18 protein-coding genes are annotated in these 18,942 nt (G+C 29.3%); 17 read left to right on the top strand and 1 reads right to left on the bottom strand.

Annotated elements, in window-relative coordinates:
- Nucleotides 1-888: 888 nt before the first annotated feature.
- Nucleotides 889-2,079, top strand: coding sequence for a CCA tRNA nucleotidyltransferase (locus tag DRF75_RS02675; RefSeq protein ID WP_045170675.1), 1,191 nt, complete (start codon nt 889-891; stop codon nt 2,077-2,079).
- 439 nt (nt 2,080-2,518) lie between these two features.
- Here the strand turns inward: DRF75_RS02675 and ndk are convergent, their stop codons facing one another.
- Nucleotides 2,519-2,944 carry a nucleoside-diphosphate kinase gene (gene ndk, locus DRF75_RS02670; protein WP_082019986.1) on the bottom strand — a complete coding sequence of 142 codons (426 nt, stop codon included), beginning with the start codon at nt 2,942-2,944 and terminating at the stop codon, nt 2,519-2,521.
- Nucleotides 2,945-3,188: 244 nt separating this feature from the next.
- On the opposite strand from ndk, the gene DRF75_RS02665 reads away from it, so the two are divergent.
- From DRF75_RS02665 to DRF75_RS02590, 16 genes are all read left to right on the top strand, one after another.
- On the top strand, nt 3,189-3,836 hold the full coding sequence (locus DRF75_RS02665; RefSeq protein ID WP_045170689.1) for a helix-turn-helix domain-containing protein: 648 nt from the start codon (nt 3,189-3,191) through the stop codon (nt 3,834-3,836).
- A gap of 242 nt (nt 3,837-4,078) precedes the next feature.
- Nucleotides 4,079-4,969, top strand: a complete 891-nt coding sequence (locus DRF75_RS02660) for a P44/Msp2 family outer membrane protein (RefSeq protein ID WP_129992619.1) — start codon at nt 4,079-4,081, stop codon at nt 4,967-4,969.
- 735 nt (nt 4,970-5,704) lie between these two features.
- Nucleotides 5,705-6,550: a P44/Msp2 family outer membrane protein gene (locus DRF75_RS02655; RefSeq protein ID WP_129992618.1), complete on the top strand. Its 846-nt coding sequence runs from the start codon at nt 5,705-5,707 to the stop codon at nt 6,548-6,550.
- A 556-nt stretch (nt 6,551-7,106) separates the two neighbouring features.
- Nucleotides 7,107-8,060 (top strand): P44/Msp2 family outer membrane protein, encoded by a 954-nt coding sequence (locus tag DRF75_RS02650; RefSeq protein WP_129992617.1) that lies wholly within the window; start codon nt 7,107-7,109, stop codon nt 8,058-8,060.
- Between the two features lie 15 nt (nt 8,061-8,075).
- A complete protein-coding gene (locus tag DRF75_RS02645) occupies nt 8,076-8,927 on the top strand; it encodes a P44/Msp2 family outer membrane protein (protein ID WP_129992616.1) in 852 nt (283 codons plus the stop codon).
- 14 nt (nt 8,928-8,941) lie between these two features.
- Nucleotides 8,942-9,739, top strand: coding sequence for a P44/Msp2 family outer membrane protein (locus DRF75_RS02640; RefSeq protein ID WP_129992615.1), 798 nt, complete (start codon nt 8,942-8,944; stop codon nt 9,737-9,739).
- A 14-nt stretch (nt 9,740-9,753) separates the two neighbouring features.
- A complete protein-coding gene (locus DRF75_RS02635) occupies nt 9,754-10,656 on the top strand; it encodes a P44/Msp2 family outer membrane protein (protein ID WP_129992614.1) in 903 nt (300 codons plus the stop codon).
- A gap of 24 nt (nt 10,657-10,680) precedes the next feature.
- Nucleotides 10,681-11,547 carry a P44/Msp2 family outer membrane protein gene (locus tag DRF75_RS02630; protein WP_129992613.1) on the top strand — a complete coding sequence of 289 codons (867 nt, stop codon included), beginning with the start codon at nt 10,681-10,683 and terminating at the stop codon, nt 11,545-11,547.
- An 8-nt stretch (nt 11,548-11,555) separates the two neighbouring features.
- Nucleotides 11,556-12,134, top strand: a complete 579-nt coding sequence (locus tag DRF75_RS02625) for a hypothetical protein (protein WP_129992612.1) — start codon at nt 11,556-11,558, stop codon at nt 12,132-12,134.
- Complete coding sequence (locus DRF75_RS02620; protein WP_129992611.1) at nt 12,127-12,993, top strand: P44/Msp2 family outer membrane protein; 867 nt, start codon at nt 12,127-12,129, stop codon at nt 12,991-12,993. Before DRF75_RS02625 ends, DRF75_RS02620 begins: the two co-directional genes overlap by 8 nt.
- An 8-nt stretch (nt 12,994-13,001) precedes the next feature.
- Complete coding sequence (locus DRF75_RS02615) at nt 13,002-13,847, top strand: P44/Msp2 family outer membrane protein (protein WP_129992610.1); 846 nt, start codon at nt 13,002-13,004, stop codon at nt 13,845-13,847.
- Nucleotides 13,848-13,856: 9 nt separating this feature from the next.
- Complete coding sequence (locus DRF75_RS02610) at nt 13,857-14,708, top strand: P44/Msp2 family outer membrane protein (protein ID WP_129992609.1); 852 nt, start codon at nt 13,857-13,859, stop codon at nt 14,706-14,708.
- A 23-nt stretch (nt 14,709-14,731) separates the two neighbouring features.
- Nucleotides 14,732-15,631 (top strand): P44/Msp2 family outer membrane protein, encoded by a 900-nt coding sequence (locus DRF75_RS02605; RefSeq protein WP_129992608.1) that lies wholly within the window; start codon nt 14,732-14,734, stop codon nt 15,629-15,631.
- A 23-nt stretch (nt 15,632-15,654) separates the two neighbouring features.
- Nucleotides 15,655-16,542: a P44/Msp2 family outer membrane protein gene (locus DRF75_RS02600; protein WP_129992607.1), complete on the top strand. Its 888-nt coding sequence runs from the start codon at nt 15,655-15,657 to the stop codon at nt 16,540-16,542.
- Nucleotides 16,543-16,566: 24 nt separating this feature from the next.
- On the top strand, nt 16,567-17,463 hold the full coding sequence (locus tag DRF75_RS02595) for a P44/Msp2 family outer membrane protein (RefSeq protein ID WP_240729884.1): 897 nt from the start codon (nt 16,567-16,569) through the stop codon (nt 17,461-17,463).
- 23 nt (nt 17,464-17,486) lie between these two features.
- Nucleotides 17,487-18,371, top strand: a complete 885-nt coding sequence (locus DRF75_RS02590) for a P44/Msp2 family outer membrane protein (protein ID WP_129992605.1) — start codon at nt 17,487-17,489, stop codon at nt 18,369-18,371.
- Nucleotides 18,372-18,942: the final 571 nt, after the last annotated feature.

The following is an 18,942-nucleotide window of genomic DNA, read 5'->3' as shown; positions in this document are numbered from 1 at the left end:
CAAAAGTGCAGAAATTACAATAGACATATTTTTATTTTATATTTAAGCATTAAAATACTTAACAGATGTTATAACAGCATCAGCAGCAAACAATAAAACAAGATTATCTAGTACACATAAAAAAATCTTTTCAACAAAATTAAGCTTTATCTTTTTATAATTTACAACACTAGAACACATAGCACATGTAGATACTAAGTAGGTTTGTTAAATCTCTATTAGACTGTTTCCATCAAAACCATACACAGAAATAAAAGCATAGGCTTTATGATAGCTATACTCTTATTTTATTAAGCATCAAAAATTTAGCAGACGTTACAATTTATACCCAGGAGTTCCAACACAATAAAATACTTTTGAAGACACTAGTATCTTTATTTGGTAATCTATAGTTATTATAATACTGATTAACTTTCTAAATTACAAAGTTCACTCAAAACTATGCAACAAGCACAAACTATATAAATAACTACATTTTCATTCTTATGTAAGTATTAAACACTCAACAGATGCTATAACAGCACTAGCAGTTCTCAAACAATAAAACAAATTTAATATACATAAGAAAATCCTTTCAACAAAATCAAGCTTTATCTTTTTATAATTTACAACACTAGAATACTTAACACATGAGCAGATACTGGATAGGGTTGCTAAATCTCCATTAGACTGTTTTTATTAAAGTTACACATAGACACAAAAGTGCATCACGCAATAATTGCTACATTTTATTTTAGTAAGTATTGAAAGCTTAATATATATTATAACGATATTAGAGGGTTCAACACAATACAAATAAAAGTTGTATCATAATTAATCAAAAAAAACAATACAATACTATCAATATTTATATTAACATTTTTCTATTTCAATAATCCAATGTTATAAATGTACGAAAACTTTATAAATAATTATGATATACTGCTAATCATAAATGCAGTAAAAAAATTTCAAGGAGACATCAGGCTGGTAGGTGGTTGTGTAAGGGATAATATTTTAGCAAGACAAACTACAGATATCGACTTCGCCACCACTTTATTACCCAACCAAATCATAGAATCTCTTACTGCAGCTGATATTAAAACCATTCCAACAGGCATTAAACATGGTACAGTAACAGCCATAGTGAACAATACAGCATATGAAATAACTACACTAAGATCAGATATTAATTGTGACGGAAGACACGCTGAGGTAAAATTCACAAACAATTGGCGACAAGACGCTTCAAGACGAGATTTTACTTTTAACGCTTTATACTGTGATGAACAAGGCATAGTATATGATTACTTTTCTGGTATCGAAGATTTAGAAAAAAAACAGTTGAATTTTATTGGAGACCCAGAGATTAGAATAAAAGAAGATTATTTACGCATACTTCGAGCATTTAGATTTTATACTTCTATATGTAGCCAAAATACATTAAGTGATCAAATTATTTACTGTTGTACAAAATACTCGTCTTGCATTAACAACTTGTCCAAAGAACGCATTCGTGATGAATTTTTTAAACTTTTATCTCACACAAACTTAACTAATACATTAAAAATTATGCAAAAATGCCAAGTATTAGAAAAAATCATCCCCTTTGAAATCACACCAGACATAATGTCATCTGATATTCTATCAAATGCAGATCCATTAACAAAACTAGCAGCCTTATTAAGAACAAACAAATGTTCATTAGAAAAAATTAAAGTCTCACTCTGTTTATCAAATCATGATCAAAAAATACTCGCTCTACTATTAAATAATAATTTGGAACTTCCAATTTCAACTATTGAACAACAAAAATACATTAACAAGCTTGGCAAAAAAGTATACTGCAACTTAATGAAAATAAGGCACGCAGAATTAAACTTAAATTACCACGATCTAGCACAATACATTGAATATGCAGACAAATTTATTATTCCAGAATTTCCCATTTCTGGAAAAGACTTGCTCAATATAGGATATCAAGAAGGAAAAAACCTTGGTAAGATTCTAAAAAAAATAAAAGATTTGTGGGAAGATAGTTCATATCAACTCACAAAATCTCAACTATTAGACCACGCTGAGGAATTATTAGAAAAGTAAAAATTAGCTTACAACACTTAAAAAACTATTATGTACATGCATAAGAAAAACAAAGCGAACTACAATACGCAATAAAACAAAAATACATGATCATCTAATTAAAAACTTTATAGACAGAGCACACAACAATATAAACTTTCAAATACTTAAGCTTTTTAAAATAACATTCAACTGTAATACAACAGCACTTAGCAATTACTAAGATTTATCAATATAGCATACAACTTTTGCTTTTTTATCACTAACGCACTTATTAATAAAACATGTTTAACACAGAAAGAAAACTATAATAAGCTAAGTACCTACAGGATTCATTGCTTTAAATCATATAAAAAAGCTTATCTATACATCTACAAACACATAGAAATCTCTTGTTACACTGCACAAAAACTCACCACATAAATATTGAGAATAAGTTAATTAATTTGATATACACTAATTACTTTAATGATAAAAGTTCATAATCACTAAAGAAAAACCTTATTTCTCTTATAGCATTATCTAAACTATCTGAGCCATGAACACAATTTGCATCTATGCTCTCAGCAAAATCTCCTCTAATAGTCCCAGGGTTTGCTTTTTTAGGATCCGTAGCACCCATCAGTTCTCTATACAAGCTTATAGCGTTTTCCCCCTCTAATACTTGAACAACTATAGTACCAGATACCATAAAATCAACTAGATGGACAAAAAAACTCTGTGATTTATGTATTTCATAAAATTTCTCAGCTTGAAAACGTGTCAGTAGGCACATCTTTTGCATAATTATTTTAAGACCTGAATTCTCTATATATGAATTAACCTTCCCAGTAATGTTACGTTTTACCACATCTGGCTTTAATATAGATAAAGTTCTTTCTAACAAAATAATCCCCCTACACAGAAAAAAACTGAACTTAACATTTTAATGCAGATTATCAATTCAATCAATATAAAAAGTCAGGAAAAAGTATATTATACTTCATAAAGCATAATATGTTATTTCTGATATTACACAATAAATATTCTAGTTTAACCAACTCAATAGTATATATCCATTAAATAACTATTGCATTCACTCTATGCATGATTTATCTTACATAATGTTGCTTTATTATAGGAAAAAGATTATGTCTATACATGCAAAAAACAAACAAAACAAACCAGAATATGCCAATGAAATAAAAGCACATGACCCTCTAATCGAAGATTTGATAGAAAAAAACATACAACAACACAAGTTTACAGGGGAAGGAATAAGACTTGATGTAGATGACTATGTTGCAAAAAACTTCAAGAAAGAAGGTGCTGAATCTACAAAAGAATCAAAAAGCGCAACAAAGGTTAGACCACATCCAGTTGATGAGTGTGTTGGAAAAGAGATAAAAAGACAACGCATCATGAGAGGTATGAGCCAAAACCAGCTTGCAAATAAATTAGGAATTACATTCCAACAAGTACAAAAGTATGAGAAAGGAACAAATCGTATAGTAATTAGCAGATTATATCAGCTTGCAAGTGTACTTAATGTTGAAGTAAGAGATATCATGTTAAAATTACAAGAAGATCTAAAAAATATCTCATGTGACAATACTATCACACATCCACATGCATTAAGAGACAACGAGGAAAAGTTCTTACCAGAGTTTAATGATAGCAAAATAGACAGCAAAGAAGTTTTAATGATGGTCAGAGCATACACTTGTATAAAAAATGAAAAAGTACGTAATATAATCTATAATTTAGTTAAGGCACTATCATTAGATAACAAATCATAAATCAACATTGTACAGCTCATTATCTAAGCTATACTACAAGAATTATTAATAGTTTAGTAGGTTTATTATGTTTATACAATTATATTTATAATTTATTGTGTACGTGTTGATTGTGATATGCTAATAAGTGTTTATTTAAAAACATCAGCACAAGAGTAAATTAAATTATGCATGTTACGTAATACATTAGATTTACATATATTAAAGTATTATTTTTGACTTAAAGCATGGTTTTTATTAATATGAAGTTATTATGTCATTTGGATAATATTATGATTAAATTCTCAGCTATAGGAATTGTTTTTTCTTTTATAGCATTATTTGCATCTAATGCTTTTTCATCACCAGTTCCTATTGACTTTTCAAATGAAAGTGAGATGGCTGGTTTTTACGCAAGTGCACAATACAACATAGGTTTTCCTAAATTTAGTCCAATCTCTGCAAAGTACAAAACAGATGAAAAGTCAGAAAAAGAATTAACTTTATTTAGCTTAAAAGAAGAAATTGAAACAATAGATCTAAAAAAAGCAGAAGATTTTAAAAAGGGTTACAGTCCTGTATACAACAGAAGTTACACAGGGTTCTCTGGAGCTATTGGGTACTCAGGAGGTGGACTCAGAGTTGAGTTAGAAGGATCATTTACAAGATTTGATGTTGACAAACAAAAATATAAAAACCCTGATGGTCATAGGTATTTTGCGTTAAGCAAAGACTCAGAGATTAAAAGCAGTGATAACCCACCACCACCAAAGGAGAACAATTACGTAGTAATGAAAAACGAAGGATTTAACGCCATTTCTTTAATGTTTAACGCTTGTTATGACATGATCATTGGTAGTTCTTCTATAGTACCAAATGCCTGCATTGGGATAGGACAAGGAATAATCAAGTTTTTAGGTGGTACAAATATCCACACTTTATTTAAAGCTAAATTAGGTTTAGGACTTTTAATTTCACCAAAAACTATTCTATTTGCAAATGGATATTATGTAAAATCCAAGGATAATGCTTTTACTAATTTATCAGTCCAATATCCAGTTGAAATTTCTGCAGCACCAAAGCATATAGATCCTACAGTTTATTTTAATGCAGATAATTATGGTTGCGAAGTTGGTCTGAGGTTTATCTTATAACTTTCTACAAAAGTATAAGCTTTAGTATTTAAGAATTGCTAAAACTAAAAGTTAATTACTGTGTTAGTTATTATGTGATATGTGGCATAAGATATTATGTTATTTAACAAATTTACATAGTAAAATACGGTAAATAATCTAAATACTAAACATCTAAGTAAAGTTGGATTGAACATTTTCTAAGTTTAAATAATGCTTAGCATATTGTTTTTATTATAAAAAACAACAAGTGACACTACTAGTATAACAATTGTCATTATCAACATGCACAAAACATCTCAATGATAAATGTTATTATGACAAAGTTAAGTTGCTAAAATTCAACTGTTTTCAACACATGTCTTTATAATGCAAAAATCTGTTCTCTTTGATAATAAAACAACTATTTTTACTAACTTTAGATAATAAATTTCCTATGTGTTATACACACATTACTAATAATACAACATTAAAACCACACTGTATTTCTGTTAACACAAGAATCACATGTACCAACTACTTAGAGATATTTCAAATAAATACATCCATTACTTAATTGTATTTGACAATTTTTTTAGTCAAACATTTTTTTCTAATATAAGCAACTATTGCAAATTGCTATATGTCATACTTTCAATAACATTCAAACCATTTCATAAAATATAATAATTAGTTTTGTTGACTTAATTCATTTTTAGTATATTTACTTATAGTTGTAAATGTGTAGTTACTTGAAAATTATTAAGGTTTAGGTGCATGAATAATAAATTTTTCCTTTTGTATATTGCATTAATATTATTTACATCACATGTTTCTTCAGCATTGGTTCTAAACGATCACAATTCTGTATATTTTGGTATTCAATATAAACCAGCCAGGAATCATCTATCAAATCTTCTTATAAAAGAAAATACAAAAGCAAGTGATCCAATAAAGACTATAGAAGTGCTTGCATTGCAACATGATAAAACAGATGACCCACTGACCGCTATTCAAACAATAGATAACTTTAACATAAAATACGATCCACATTATGAGAACAATAGGTTAGGTTTTTCTGCAATATTTGGCTACTACTATAATAAAAATTTCAGAATAGAATCAGAGATTTTTCATGAAGTTTTTCACTTAAAAAATGAAGGATATAAAAGAGTTGGATTCGAAAAATATTTTGCACTAAAGTTTAAACAACCAACTACACAGCAGTATACACATGTTACTTTAATAAACAATGGTATTTCAACTACTTCAGCTTTAATTAATGCTTGCCATGATGTACTTACACGCGCACATAATATAATAACATACTCATGTTTAGGGTTTGGAATAGATATAGTAGATTTTCTAAGTAAATACACTACAAAGTTTTCATATCAAGCCAAGCTAGGGGCTAGTTACACTATTTCTCATAGAACATCAGTCTTTACAGAGGTTTACTATCATGGTTTATTTGGTAAAAAATTTGAGCAGCTTCCTCTAAATTATACGCAACAAGAGCCTCCCACAATAACATTACCTCAACCGCATTCACTTACTACAGCATCAGCTATATTAAGCATTGCGTATTACGGAGGGAGTGTTGGAATAAAGTTTATATTGTAAAAATATTTTTTGACAAATTTATATTTGTATTTATATGTATATAGGTATAAAATAATATTTTAGTGTGTTTATTACTTATCTAAGTAAATATGTAAAAAGGTTATGCTATGAATAACAAAGTATCACAAAGTGAAGTTCTACTACTTTTAGCATCACCACACCCTTTACACAATTTTACTGATATAGAATATAACAAGCAACCTGTAAAAAAATTACTCAGGTTAAACAATATCAAGAGTCAGTTAAAATATTTTAATCACAAGCATACCTTGTTGAGATTAAAAAAAATTTCTAGTATTGTTTGCTTCTTAAACTTTTCAAACAACTATTCTGGTAGTCAAATAATAGATTACTTATGTCTAAGTTTCTCAAAGTTGGTTTCTATAATCTTTTTAGCTGATTTCAAAAATATTTTTTGCAACTCTAAGGTATTGACAAATAGTTTAAAAAATTTTTCTGCTAATTATCACATTAGCAAGCATTACAATACTACTAATTGTCTTTACAAGCAGAGCATATTTTCACTTTCTAAGTTGCAGTTATTAAGGTTTAAGTCATGAATTATGCAAAGGCTTTTATATTAACATGTATTATATTTCTTTTCCCTTCATTATCCTTTGCAGTTGATAATAATTACTTTGGACATAATATTGGAAAAAATATAGGTCATTTTTATATAGGTGTGCAATACAAACCAGGCGCACAGCGCTTTAATAGGTTCTCAATCTTTGATGATAATGCAACAAATATACTTGCTTTGATAGACAAAAAAAATAATCTGTTATATTATTCAACAAAAGTTAATAGGTTACTTTCCCTCCCACAAGAGCAACAAAATCTTTTACATCATGCAACAGACAGACCAACAACTTTAGATGCATTGAAAAATAAGGGTAATTTCATACCAGGCTATCATCCCACATATACAGATAGCCTACTTGGAGCAGGTGGCATTGTAGGGTATTCAATAAATAACTTTAGAATAGAACTTGAAGCTTTTTATGAAAAATTCAGTATTAAAGTTACTACTGGTTATAATTATGATACTGAGTACCTTATCATAGGGACTGCGATTAATAGTAATTCACAACCTACACATTATCATTGTATGAAGAATACTGGCATTGTCTTATCACCCTTTTTAGTTAATGCATGCTATGACTTTACTTTAAAGATAACAAAAAAAATAGCACCTTATTTATGTCTTGGAGTTGGAGGAGACTTTATTGATTTCTTAGGACAAACAAGTCTGAAATCTTTTTATCAAGCTAAAGCCGGTGTAAGTTATGCTATATCTCCAAATTTAACGTTTTTTGTAGATGGGTCCTTCCATGGGCACATGAATAATCAATTTTCCGGATTATTAGTGGACTACCCTTTTGATCAAAGTCAAACATTTAAATTAAGTAGTTATGAGTCACCAACTACTTACCAAGAATTCACTACTATGTTAGCAAAACTGAATGTGATTTTTCTTACCGGTAGTATTGGCATTAGATTCGTTTCATAATAGTGAGTGATATTTATGTATAAGTTATATTATTTAAGTTTTGCAATATCATTAGCTCAGTTATTATTTCCTGGGTTTGCATTTTCAATAGATCAAAGCAACAATATTCACGGGTCTTATATTACAATCAAATATCAACCTACTATTTCTAACTTTAAGAATTTTCATATTAAAGAAACAGATTTTGATACAGAAGCTCCTATTGGATTTAATACAGTTGCACCAAATACTGTTTTCGATTCCTTAAAAGCTCATCATAATTTTTCTGTATTATATAACAAAGATTCTTATAAATTTTATGATAACGATCTATCAGGGTTGGCTTTATCCATTGGGTTATTAGTAAAAAATTTAAGGATAGAATTTGAAGGTTCTTACAAAAATTTTGATACAAAACGTCTTGTGCACTACAACTCCAGAGAAGGACACAAGTTCTTTGCTATACCACGTAAATCTTACTACCATGTTATGCCAGACACAGATAATTATACTGTAGCAAAAAATAACGGTATATCTATTATATCTAATATAATAAACTTATGCAGCGAAACGAAACATAAAAATTTCACACCATACATATGCTTAGGCATTGGTGGAGATTTTATAGAAATCTTCGATGTTATGAGAGTAAAATTTACTTATCAAGGAAAAGTTGGTGTAAGTTATCCTATAACTTCAAGATTAGTTCTCTCTATTAGTGGACAATATCACAAGGTTATAGGAAATAAATTTGAATTCTTACCACTCATTCAGCCTGTTGCATTAAAAAGAATAAATAATGAGCTAGACGAAACAGATGTGACTGCATTATTAACTCTAGATTTAGAGTACTTTAGCAGTGAAATTGGTTTAAGTTTTATATTTTAAAGTTAAGGGGCTATATGTGTAACATAATAAATTATGTAATAAAATATACAATAGCATTAGCTTTCTTACTATTGCCTAGAGTATCTTGTGCAATATTAATATATAATATAGAAAAAAATATAAAGCTCTTAAGTCTATATATTAGTAGTCAATATAAACCAAGTATTTCTCAGGGTAGTAACTCTTTAATACAAGAACATTATTCTAAAGAAAAAAATACCAAAATTAGTGTTTTAAATTCAAGTACTAATAGTACTATACCTTACAATATACAACTTGAAAATAGTACTACTAATTTCAGCAGAACTATTGGTTATCCTTTCAAAGGATTAAGGTCTGAAGTAGAAGGTTTTTATGACATAAAAAATACTAATGACTCATTAAGGATAAATTTAAGTAAACATTTTTCCAAAATGTATAATGAAGATTTTCAAGACTTTATTACTGTAATAGATAATAAATTATCTATTACATCTGCTATAGCCAATACTTGTTATGACATTTTGATTAACAATATCAGAGCATTATCACATTTATTATGTATAGGAGTTGATGTAGATGTTATAGAATTCTCCAATGGTATGAGTTTTAAGCTTGTATACCAAGCAAAAACAGGATTAAGTCATCTAATAAATAGCAATGTCATACCATTTTTCAATGTGCACTACCATAAAGTTATTGTAAATAAATTCAAAAATTTACCCTTGCAGAATTCAATCAGTATCAATGCTTTTCAAGGTGTTATATCTGCCCTTGCCAATATTGATAGTTATTTTGGAAGTGAAGTTGGAGTAAGGTTTATATTTAATTAAATAAGGTTATATCTATGGTACAAAGGTTTAATTTTATAAATATAATATTAGTATTTCTGCTACTTCTCTTTCCATTTCAATCATTTACATTATATATACATGATCATGAAGTTACCCGAAACGTTGGTATGTATATAAGTAGTCAATATAAACCGAGCATACCTTATTTTAAAAATTTTATAATAGAAGAAAATAGTTATCATATACCTGTAGTATTTGCAGGATTAATGGGCCTTGCAAATGATGTTACACATGCCACAGAACACATATTAAAGGATAACACAAAATTTAACGTTCCCTATATTGCAAAATTTAGAAATAGTCTAATAAATCTCAGCGGAGCAGTAGGTTACTATTCAGGTCAAGGACCAAGATTAGAAATAGAAGGTTCTTATGAAAATTTTGATGCCGCAAATTGCAAAAATTGCGCAGCAGATGCTAATAGATATTTTGCTTTGGTACGTAATAAACCTGATAATAGCAGCTTTTATCCAAAAGCTCATCAGAATACGTTGAGTGGTAGTACTACTCAGTACAAGTCATACTACACTATCATGAAAAACAATGGAATATCCATCGCATCAGTTATGCTTAATGGTTGTTACGATTTTTCTTTCAACAATGTGAAAATATCACCTTATGTATGTGCGGGTATTGGAGGAGATTTTATTACACTTTTTGAAACAATGCATATTAAATTTGCTTATCAAGGTAAGTTTGGTATTAGCTATCTTATATCTCCTTCTGTAAGCATTTTTGTTAGTGGTCATTATCATAAAGTTGCGGATAATACATTTAAAAATTTACATGTCAAGTACATATACTCACTTCAAGACCCACCTAATATTACCTCTGCAATAGCTAAACTCAGAATTGGGTATTTTGGTAGTGAAGTTGGCGTAAGGTTTGTATTTTGAAAATAATTAAACAAAGGAATTTTTATGAATAACAAAAAATCTCTCTTAATAGGAACTGTTTTATTATCATTGTTTTCATCTTTATCCATCAAAGCTTTTTCAGTTATAAATCACAATGATATAAGTCATAACTTTAGCGGTCTGTATTTTACAGGACAATATAGACCAGCTGTTTCTCATTTCAGCAGCTTTACAGTAAGTGAATCTAATTTTGCTACTCAAGAATTAGTAATGTTGCAACCAGATAACAGATGGTCTATTGACCTCAAGGAGAGTATTACACAAGGTACAAAATTTTCAGGTGCTTATACTGCTAAATTCCAAGATAATGCTGCAAGTTTTAGTGGAGCTATTGGGTACTCTTATCCTGAAAATTTAAAATTTGAATTTGAAGTTTCCTATGAAAAATTTGATGTTAAAACCACTCAAGGCTATCAAGTAACAAATACTGCCGTCTTTGCTTTGGCACGTAAAACTATAAGTATACCACAGGACAGTGGTAATACTCAAAACAACCAATATGTAGTTATGAAAAATAGTGGATTATCCATTGCATCAATTATGATTAACAGTTGCTACGATATGTCCTTTTATAATCTAGTTGTGTCACCTTATATATGTGCAGGTATTGGTGAGGATTTTATTAAATTCTTTGATACTTTATATATCAAACTTGCATATCAAGGTAAGCTAGGTGTTAACTATTCCCTATCTTCTAGATTTAATATATTTGCTGATGTGTATTATCACAAAGTTATAGGCAATCAATTCAAAAATTTAAATGTCATTCATGCTGTTGCACTTACTGACTTTCCTAAAGCAACCTCTGCAATAGCAACACTTAATGTTGCATATTTTGGTGGTGAAGCTGGAATAAGGTTTATACTCTAAGTATATATATGGCAGCTTACACTATGATATACAAAGCAAAGTTTATAGAGTATATACCAATGTTTTCTTCATCTATTCTTCCTGATTGCATTACTTTATCAATTTTAAATAATGTTGAAGACTATAATAGTTTTACCATACGCATTACCAAATTATATAAGCTTATTTTGAGTAATATCATAAAAAAATTAATAAATGCTAAAGATAATATTACAGTTCTTCGCAACATTAACTTGTATAACTTATGCAATAAATATTCAAAATCTAAAAGTGCACAAAGTTCTTATGAAACATTTTCTTATAGTAGAAATATTAAAGATAGAATATTAAGTTTTAATAGCTTGCACTTTATAAAATACAATGTAACACAAAAAAACTCTAGCAAGTTATACTGTAACTATAAATCTGCCTATAAAAGTTATAATTTTTCTAATGCTACACATACAATAGGTCTCATCCATCAACATGAGTTATACGTTCAGTACATCTGTTCTGTATCAAATCAGCATAACAAAAGTACCAGGAGTTTCAGTAATAAAATTTTGGCAAAAAATATATTAAATAATCAGGAAAATTCTTATGAATAGTAAAAAAATATTCTTTATATTAGGATCAATGTTAGTATGTTTAGCAGCATACCTACCTATTCAATCTCTTTCAGAATCAAATAATGTCATATACAATACTAAACACACTGGGTTATATATTAGTGGACAATACAAGCCAAGTGTCTCTCATTTTAGTGACTTTTCAGTCAAAGAAACTTATGTTAATACTGAAGCATTGTTTGGGTTAAAACAAGGTATTAGTTCTATCTTACGTAGTAGCGCCACCACACAACAAGTTGAAAATTTTAATGTTCCTTATACTGCAAAATTTCAAGATAGCCTTGCTAGCTTTAGTGTAGCTGTTGGATATATTGCTCATCATGGTCCAAGAATTGAAGTAGAAGGATCTTATGAAGAATTTGACGTTAAAAATCCAGGAAATTATACAACAACGGATGCTCACAGGTACATTGCTTTAGCTAGAGAAAAAGATCAAATCTATCAAACATATCCTACAACAAACAAATATGTAATTATAAAGAATAACGGTATATCTGTTGTATCCATCATAATCAATGGCTGTTATGATATTGCTTTAAATGATTCCAAGATATTACCTTATATATGTGCAGGATTTGGTGGAGATTTTATAGAGTTTTTTAGTGCTATACGCTTTAAGTTTGCTTACCAAGGCAAAATAGGTATTAGTTATCCATTATCTTCTAACACAATTTTATTTGCTGATGGATATTACCACAAGGTAATAAGTTCCCAATTTAAAAATTTAAACGTTGAACATGTCGTCACTGATTTAACCGAATTTAAAGTAACTTCTGCAATAGCGTCTCTCAATATCGAGTATCTTGGTGGTGAATTTGGATTAAAATTTATATTTTAAGGAGTTTTATGAGAAAAAAGAAAATTATTACAACAGGAATAACATTAGCTTGTTTATTATTACCTAACATATCTTTTTCAGAAACAACCAACAATGGCATTGATAAATATTCTAGACTATATATAAGTGGACAATATAAACCAGGATTTTCTTATTTTAATAAGTTTTCAGTCAGAGAAACTGATCACTACACCAAAAAATTAATAGGGTTAAAACATGATGAAATATCTATTGACAACTTAAAAAATCATTCAAGTTTCAATATTCCTTATGATAATGTAACATTTCAAAATAACATCATTAGCTTTAGTGGTGCCATTGGTTATTCTGATAGTACAGGTGCAAGGTTCGAGCTGGAAGGTTCTTATGAAGAGTTTGATGTTACAGACCCTGGAGATTGTATAGTAAAAGATATTTACAGGTACTTTGCATTAGCTAGAGCTACCAGCAGTAGCATTAGTAATAATCCTGACACTGGAAAATACACTGTAATGAGAAATGATGGGGTATCTATTACCTCAGTTATATTTAATGGTTGTTATGACCTCTCTTTAGAAGATTTAGAAATATCACCATATGTTTGTATTGGTATTGGTGGAGACTTCATAGAGTTTTTTGATGCTTTACACATTAAGTTAGCATATCAAGGTAAGCTAGGCATTAGTTACTCTTTCTCTACTAGAAGCAGCTTATTCATCGATGGTTATTATCATCAGGTTATAGGTAATCAATTTAATAATTTAAACGTTCAACATGTAGTTGAACTTAGTGAAGCACCTAAAGCAACATCTGCAATTGCTACACTTAATGTTAGTTATTTCGGTGGAGAAGTTGGAATCAGACTTATGTTTTAAAGGAATATTATGAGTAATAAAAGAAGTTTTTTTTTAATAGGTATATCGCTATTGATAAATCTACTGTTGTCAACTGATGCTTCTTCTATGGAAGTACATAGTCATACACATTTTAAACCTAGTCTGTATATTAGCGGGCAATACAGGCCAGGAGTTTCGCACTTTAGCAAATTTTCAGTAAAAGAAACTCATCATAACACTGTAAAATTAGTGGGGATGAAAAAAGACAGCAAAACTGACATGACTAATATTAAATTAAATACAAATTTTAACTCCACTTATAATGCAGAATTTCAAGACAATGAAATAAGTTTTAGCGGAGCAATAGGATGCCTTTACTCAGAAAACCTCAGAATTGAAGTAGAAGCTTCTTATGAGGAATTTGATGTAAAAAATCCTGATGGAGGAGCTGCTACAGATGCATATAGGTACTTTGCATTAGCACGTAAAATGGGAGAGAATACTAATAGTCCCAGCGATACAGAAAAATTTACTGTAATGAGAAATGATGGGTTATCAATTTCATCTGTTATGATAAACGGCTGTTATAACGTGATATTAAATGATATACAAGCAGAACCTTACATATGCGCAGGAATAGGGGGAGATTTTATAGAATTCTTCAATGGTTTTCATGTTAAGTTTGCTTATCAAGGTAAAGTAGGCATTAGTTACCAAATATTTCCTGAAGTAAGATTATTTCTTGATGGATATTACCATAAAGTAAAAGGTAATAAGTTTAAAAATTTACATGTTCAACATGTAGACACATTACAAAACGCACCTAAAGTCACATCTGCAGTTGCAACGCTTAACATTGGGTACTTTGGTTGTGAAGCTGGAGTAAGATTCATATTTTAATATAAATAAACATGGAAAATTTTATGAACAGTAAGAGTAAGTTCTTTATAATATGTACATCATTAATATGCTTATCATCATTACCTGCCATATCTTCTTCAAACTTCATAGGTAATAGTACAAAACATTCTGGGTTGTATATTAGTGGGCAATATAAACCTAGCGTTTCTATTTTTAGCAAATTTTCAGTAAAAGAAACAAATACTAACACAGTAAAACTAGTAGCTCTTAAAAAAGATGTTGATACTACTTCCATAAATAATGGTAATACTGGTACAGTTGATAATGCTCAAGGTATTAGCAAAGCAACAAATTTTAACTGTCCTTATGTTGCAGATTTTCAAGATAATGCATTCAACTTTAGTGGAGCTATTGGTTATTCTTTTTCCGAACAACTAAAAATTGAAATTGAAGGTTCTTACGAAGAATTTGATGCTAAAAGTCCTGGTAAATACATCTTAAATGATGCATTTCGTTATTTTGCACTAGCGCGTAAAATGGGAGAACCTGAGCCATCACCTAGCCCTAAAGAAGATAACGCCAAGGCTTACTACACAGTTATGAAAAATGACGGGCTATCCATATTATCTATTATGATAAATGGTTGCTATAATCTACCTTTAAATGATTTATCAATATCACCTTATTTTTGTACAGGAATAGGTGTAGATGCTATAGAATTTTTTGATGCGCTGCATCTTAAACTTGCTTTTCAAAGTAAGTTGGGTGTTACTTACCAACTATCTCACAATATCAGTTTATTCACTAACGGGTACTATCACCAAGTAATAGGTGACCAATTCAAAAATTTAAAAGTTCAATACGTAAAAGAACTTCATGATAAACCACCAATTACATCTGCAGTTGCCACTCTTAATGTTGGATATTTTGGAGGTGAAATTGGAGTAAGGCTCACACTTTAATACAATCAAACATGGGAAATTCTATGAATAATAAAAGTCAGTTCTTAATAAGATGTACATTTTTAATGTGCACGTTGTTATTGCCTAATATATCTTTTGCAAAAATAAACAACGAAAAACATTCTGGTCTGTACATTAGTGGACAATATAAACCTAGTGTTTCTGTTTTCAGTAACTTCTCAGTAAAAGAAACCAACGTTCACACAAAACATCTAATAGCTCTTAAACAAGATGTTGATTCTGTTGATATTGATAATACTAGTGCCACCAAAGGTATCAGTCTAACAGATAACTTTACAATCCCTTATACTGCAGAATTTCAAGACAATCATACTAATTGCAATGGTTCCATTGGTTATTCTTTTGCTGAAGGTCCAAGAATTGAAATAGAATTATCATATGAAAAATTTGATGTTAAAAATCCTGGAGGGTACACTACAAAAGATGCTTATAGATACTTTGCTTTAGCACGTGAAATAGACCTTAATTCATTTAAACCATACAATCTTACTGAACCATTACCAGCAGGTATTCACTATGTTGTCATGAAAAATGATGGGTTATCTATCTTATCTAATATAGTAAATATTTGTTACGATTTTTCTTTAAGTGACTTACCACCTGTATCACCTTATTTATGCGGTGGAATTGGTATAAATGCCATAGAATTTTTTGACGCTTTACATGTGAAATTTGCTTATCAAAGCAAAGCAGGGGTTAGCTATCAATTACTACGTAAAATCAACCTATTTATTGACGTATATTACTATCAAGTAACAAGTAATAAATTTAAAAACCTGAAGGTTCAACATGTAAATGAACTGAAAGATAATCCCAAAGTTACATCTGCAGTTGCTACACTTGACATAGCATATTTTGGTAGTGAAGCTGGAGTAAGAATTATATTTTAATTATAACTAAAAATGGAAAATTTTATGCGCAAGAAACACAAATTAATTACATTCAGTGTAGCATTATTTTACATATTATCTCTACCCCATGTTTCTTTTGCAGAAAACACAAACAGCAATAAACTTGGACTATATATTAGCTGGCAGTATAATCCTAGTGTTTCTGTTTTTAGTAATTTTTCAGCAAAAGAAACAAGCGTTAACACACAACAACTTATGGCTCTTAAAAAAGATATTGATTCTATTGAAATTAGTTATGAAAATAACAAAGGTATTAGCATGCCAGAAAACTTTACAGTTCTTTATGTCCCAAAATTTCAAGATAATTTTGCTGGCTTCAGCAGTACGCTTGGGTTCTTTTATTCCAAAGGGTTGAGAATTGAAATAGGAGCCTCTTACGAAAAATTTGATGTTAAAGATCCTGGAGGATACACTAAAATAAAAGATGCTTATCGATATTTTGCTTTAGCACGTAAAATGTATATAAGTGAGAGAAATTCAGTTATTTATATTAAAAAAGAAAATACACCACCACAAAAAGGTGTACATTATGTTGTAATAAGAAATGATGGAATATCAATTTCCTCTGCTACAATAAATGGCTGTTATGACTTTTCTTTTCCAAATCTACCACTATCACCTTATACTTGCGTAGGTATCGGTATAGATGCTATAGAATTTCTTAATGCATTACATATCAAGTTCGCTTGTCAAGGTAAGTTAGGCTTTACTTATTCCGTATCTCCAAATGTTAATCTATTTGCTGATGGATACTATCACAAAGTAATGGGTAACAAATTTAAAAATTTACCTGTTCAATATGTAGATCATTTAGAAGAGTATCCTAGCCTTACATCCGCAATTGCTACACTTGATATTGGCTATCTCGGTGGTGAAATTGGAGTGAGATTTATATTTTAATTACAAATAACTAAGAAAATTTTATGAATAATAAACTTAAATTTACTATAATAAATACAGCATTAGTATGCTTATTGTCATTACCTAATATATCTTTTTCAAAGACTACAAATAACAAACACTACGGATTATATATCAGTGGGCAATATAAACCTAGTGTTTCTGTTTTCAGTAGCTTTTCAGTTAAAGAAACAAACGTTATAACTAAAAACCTTATAGCTTTAAAAAAAGACGTTGACTCTATTGAAACTAAGTCTGATGCTAGCGTAGGCATTAGTAATCCAGGAAATTTTACTATCCCTTACACAGCTGTATTTGAGGATAACGCAGTCAACTTTAATGGAACTATTGGTTATACATTTGTCGAAGGCACAAGAGTTGAAGTAGAAGGGTCTTATGAGGAATTCGATGTTAAAGATCCTGGAGGATACACTAAAATAAAAGATGCTTACCGCTATTTTGCACTGGCACGTGAAATGAATATCACAAGTAATAAATTTGAACCCAAAGAAAAAGCAAGTAGTAATACTATTTATCATACCGTAATGAGAAATGATGGGTTGTCTATAACATCTGTTATAATAAATGTTTGTTATGATTTCTCATTAAATAATTTATTAGTATCACCTTACATATGTGGAGGAGTGGGAGTAGATGCTATAGAATTTTTCGATGTGTTACATATCAAATTTGCATATCAAAGTAAGTTAGGTATCACTTATTCTTTACCATCTAACATTAGTCTCTTTGCTGGCTTATATTACCATAAAGTAATGGGCAATCAATTTAAAAATTTAGATGTCCAACACGTTGCTAAGCTTGCAACAGCACCTCCAATTACATCTGCAGTTGCTACACTTAATATTGGTTATTTTGGTGGTGAAATTGGTGCAAGATTGACATTTTAATTATTTGAACCATTAAATAATGAGAAACTTTTCATTAGTTTCTCATTTATTTAATATACAATTAAACATAAAGATATAAATTGTCATATTTACTAAATTTCTCAACTCAAAACAAAAAGATCCAAACTTTATCAAATATTCTTGATAAAATACCTAAGGTATTAAAAAAAAGCTTTAGCTAAATTATTAGCAATACATATTAAGATATGTTATAATGCAATAAATGAGCATGCTAAGTGTATTTATAACATCTATACTGTCAGTTAACCATTTAAAAATTAATGTAATTAAAGCCTGAATACAGCTTTTATACGTATAAATAGATGTGTAGTAAAACTATAGTAAGTAAGTCTAGTAATGTTTTTATTAATTAACTGATGAAGTTAATTACGGTTTTTATTAAAGTTTTTATTTTAATTCTTTTAAATATCAATTACTTTTATTGTAAACTTGAAAGAAATTTTATATTCTAGACTTGCTTTTATTTACTTCTTTTATTATTCTTAAACTTTTATTATCTTTTATAAAAGGTTTATTAACATGAATTATAAGAAAATTCTAGTAAGAAGCG

This window comes from Ehrlichia minasensis (genome assembly GCF_004181775.1).
GTDB lineage: Bacteria > Pseudomonadota > Alphaproteobacteria > Rickettsiales > Anaplasmataceae > Ehrlichia > Ehrlichia minasensis.
The sequence above is the reverse complement of the archived record's forward strand: the minus strand, read 5'-3'. Positions and strand labels throughout refer to the sequence as shown.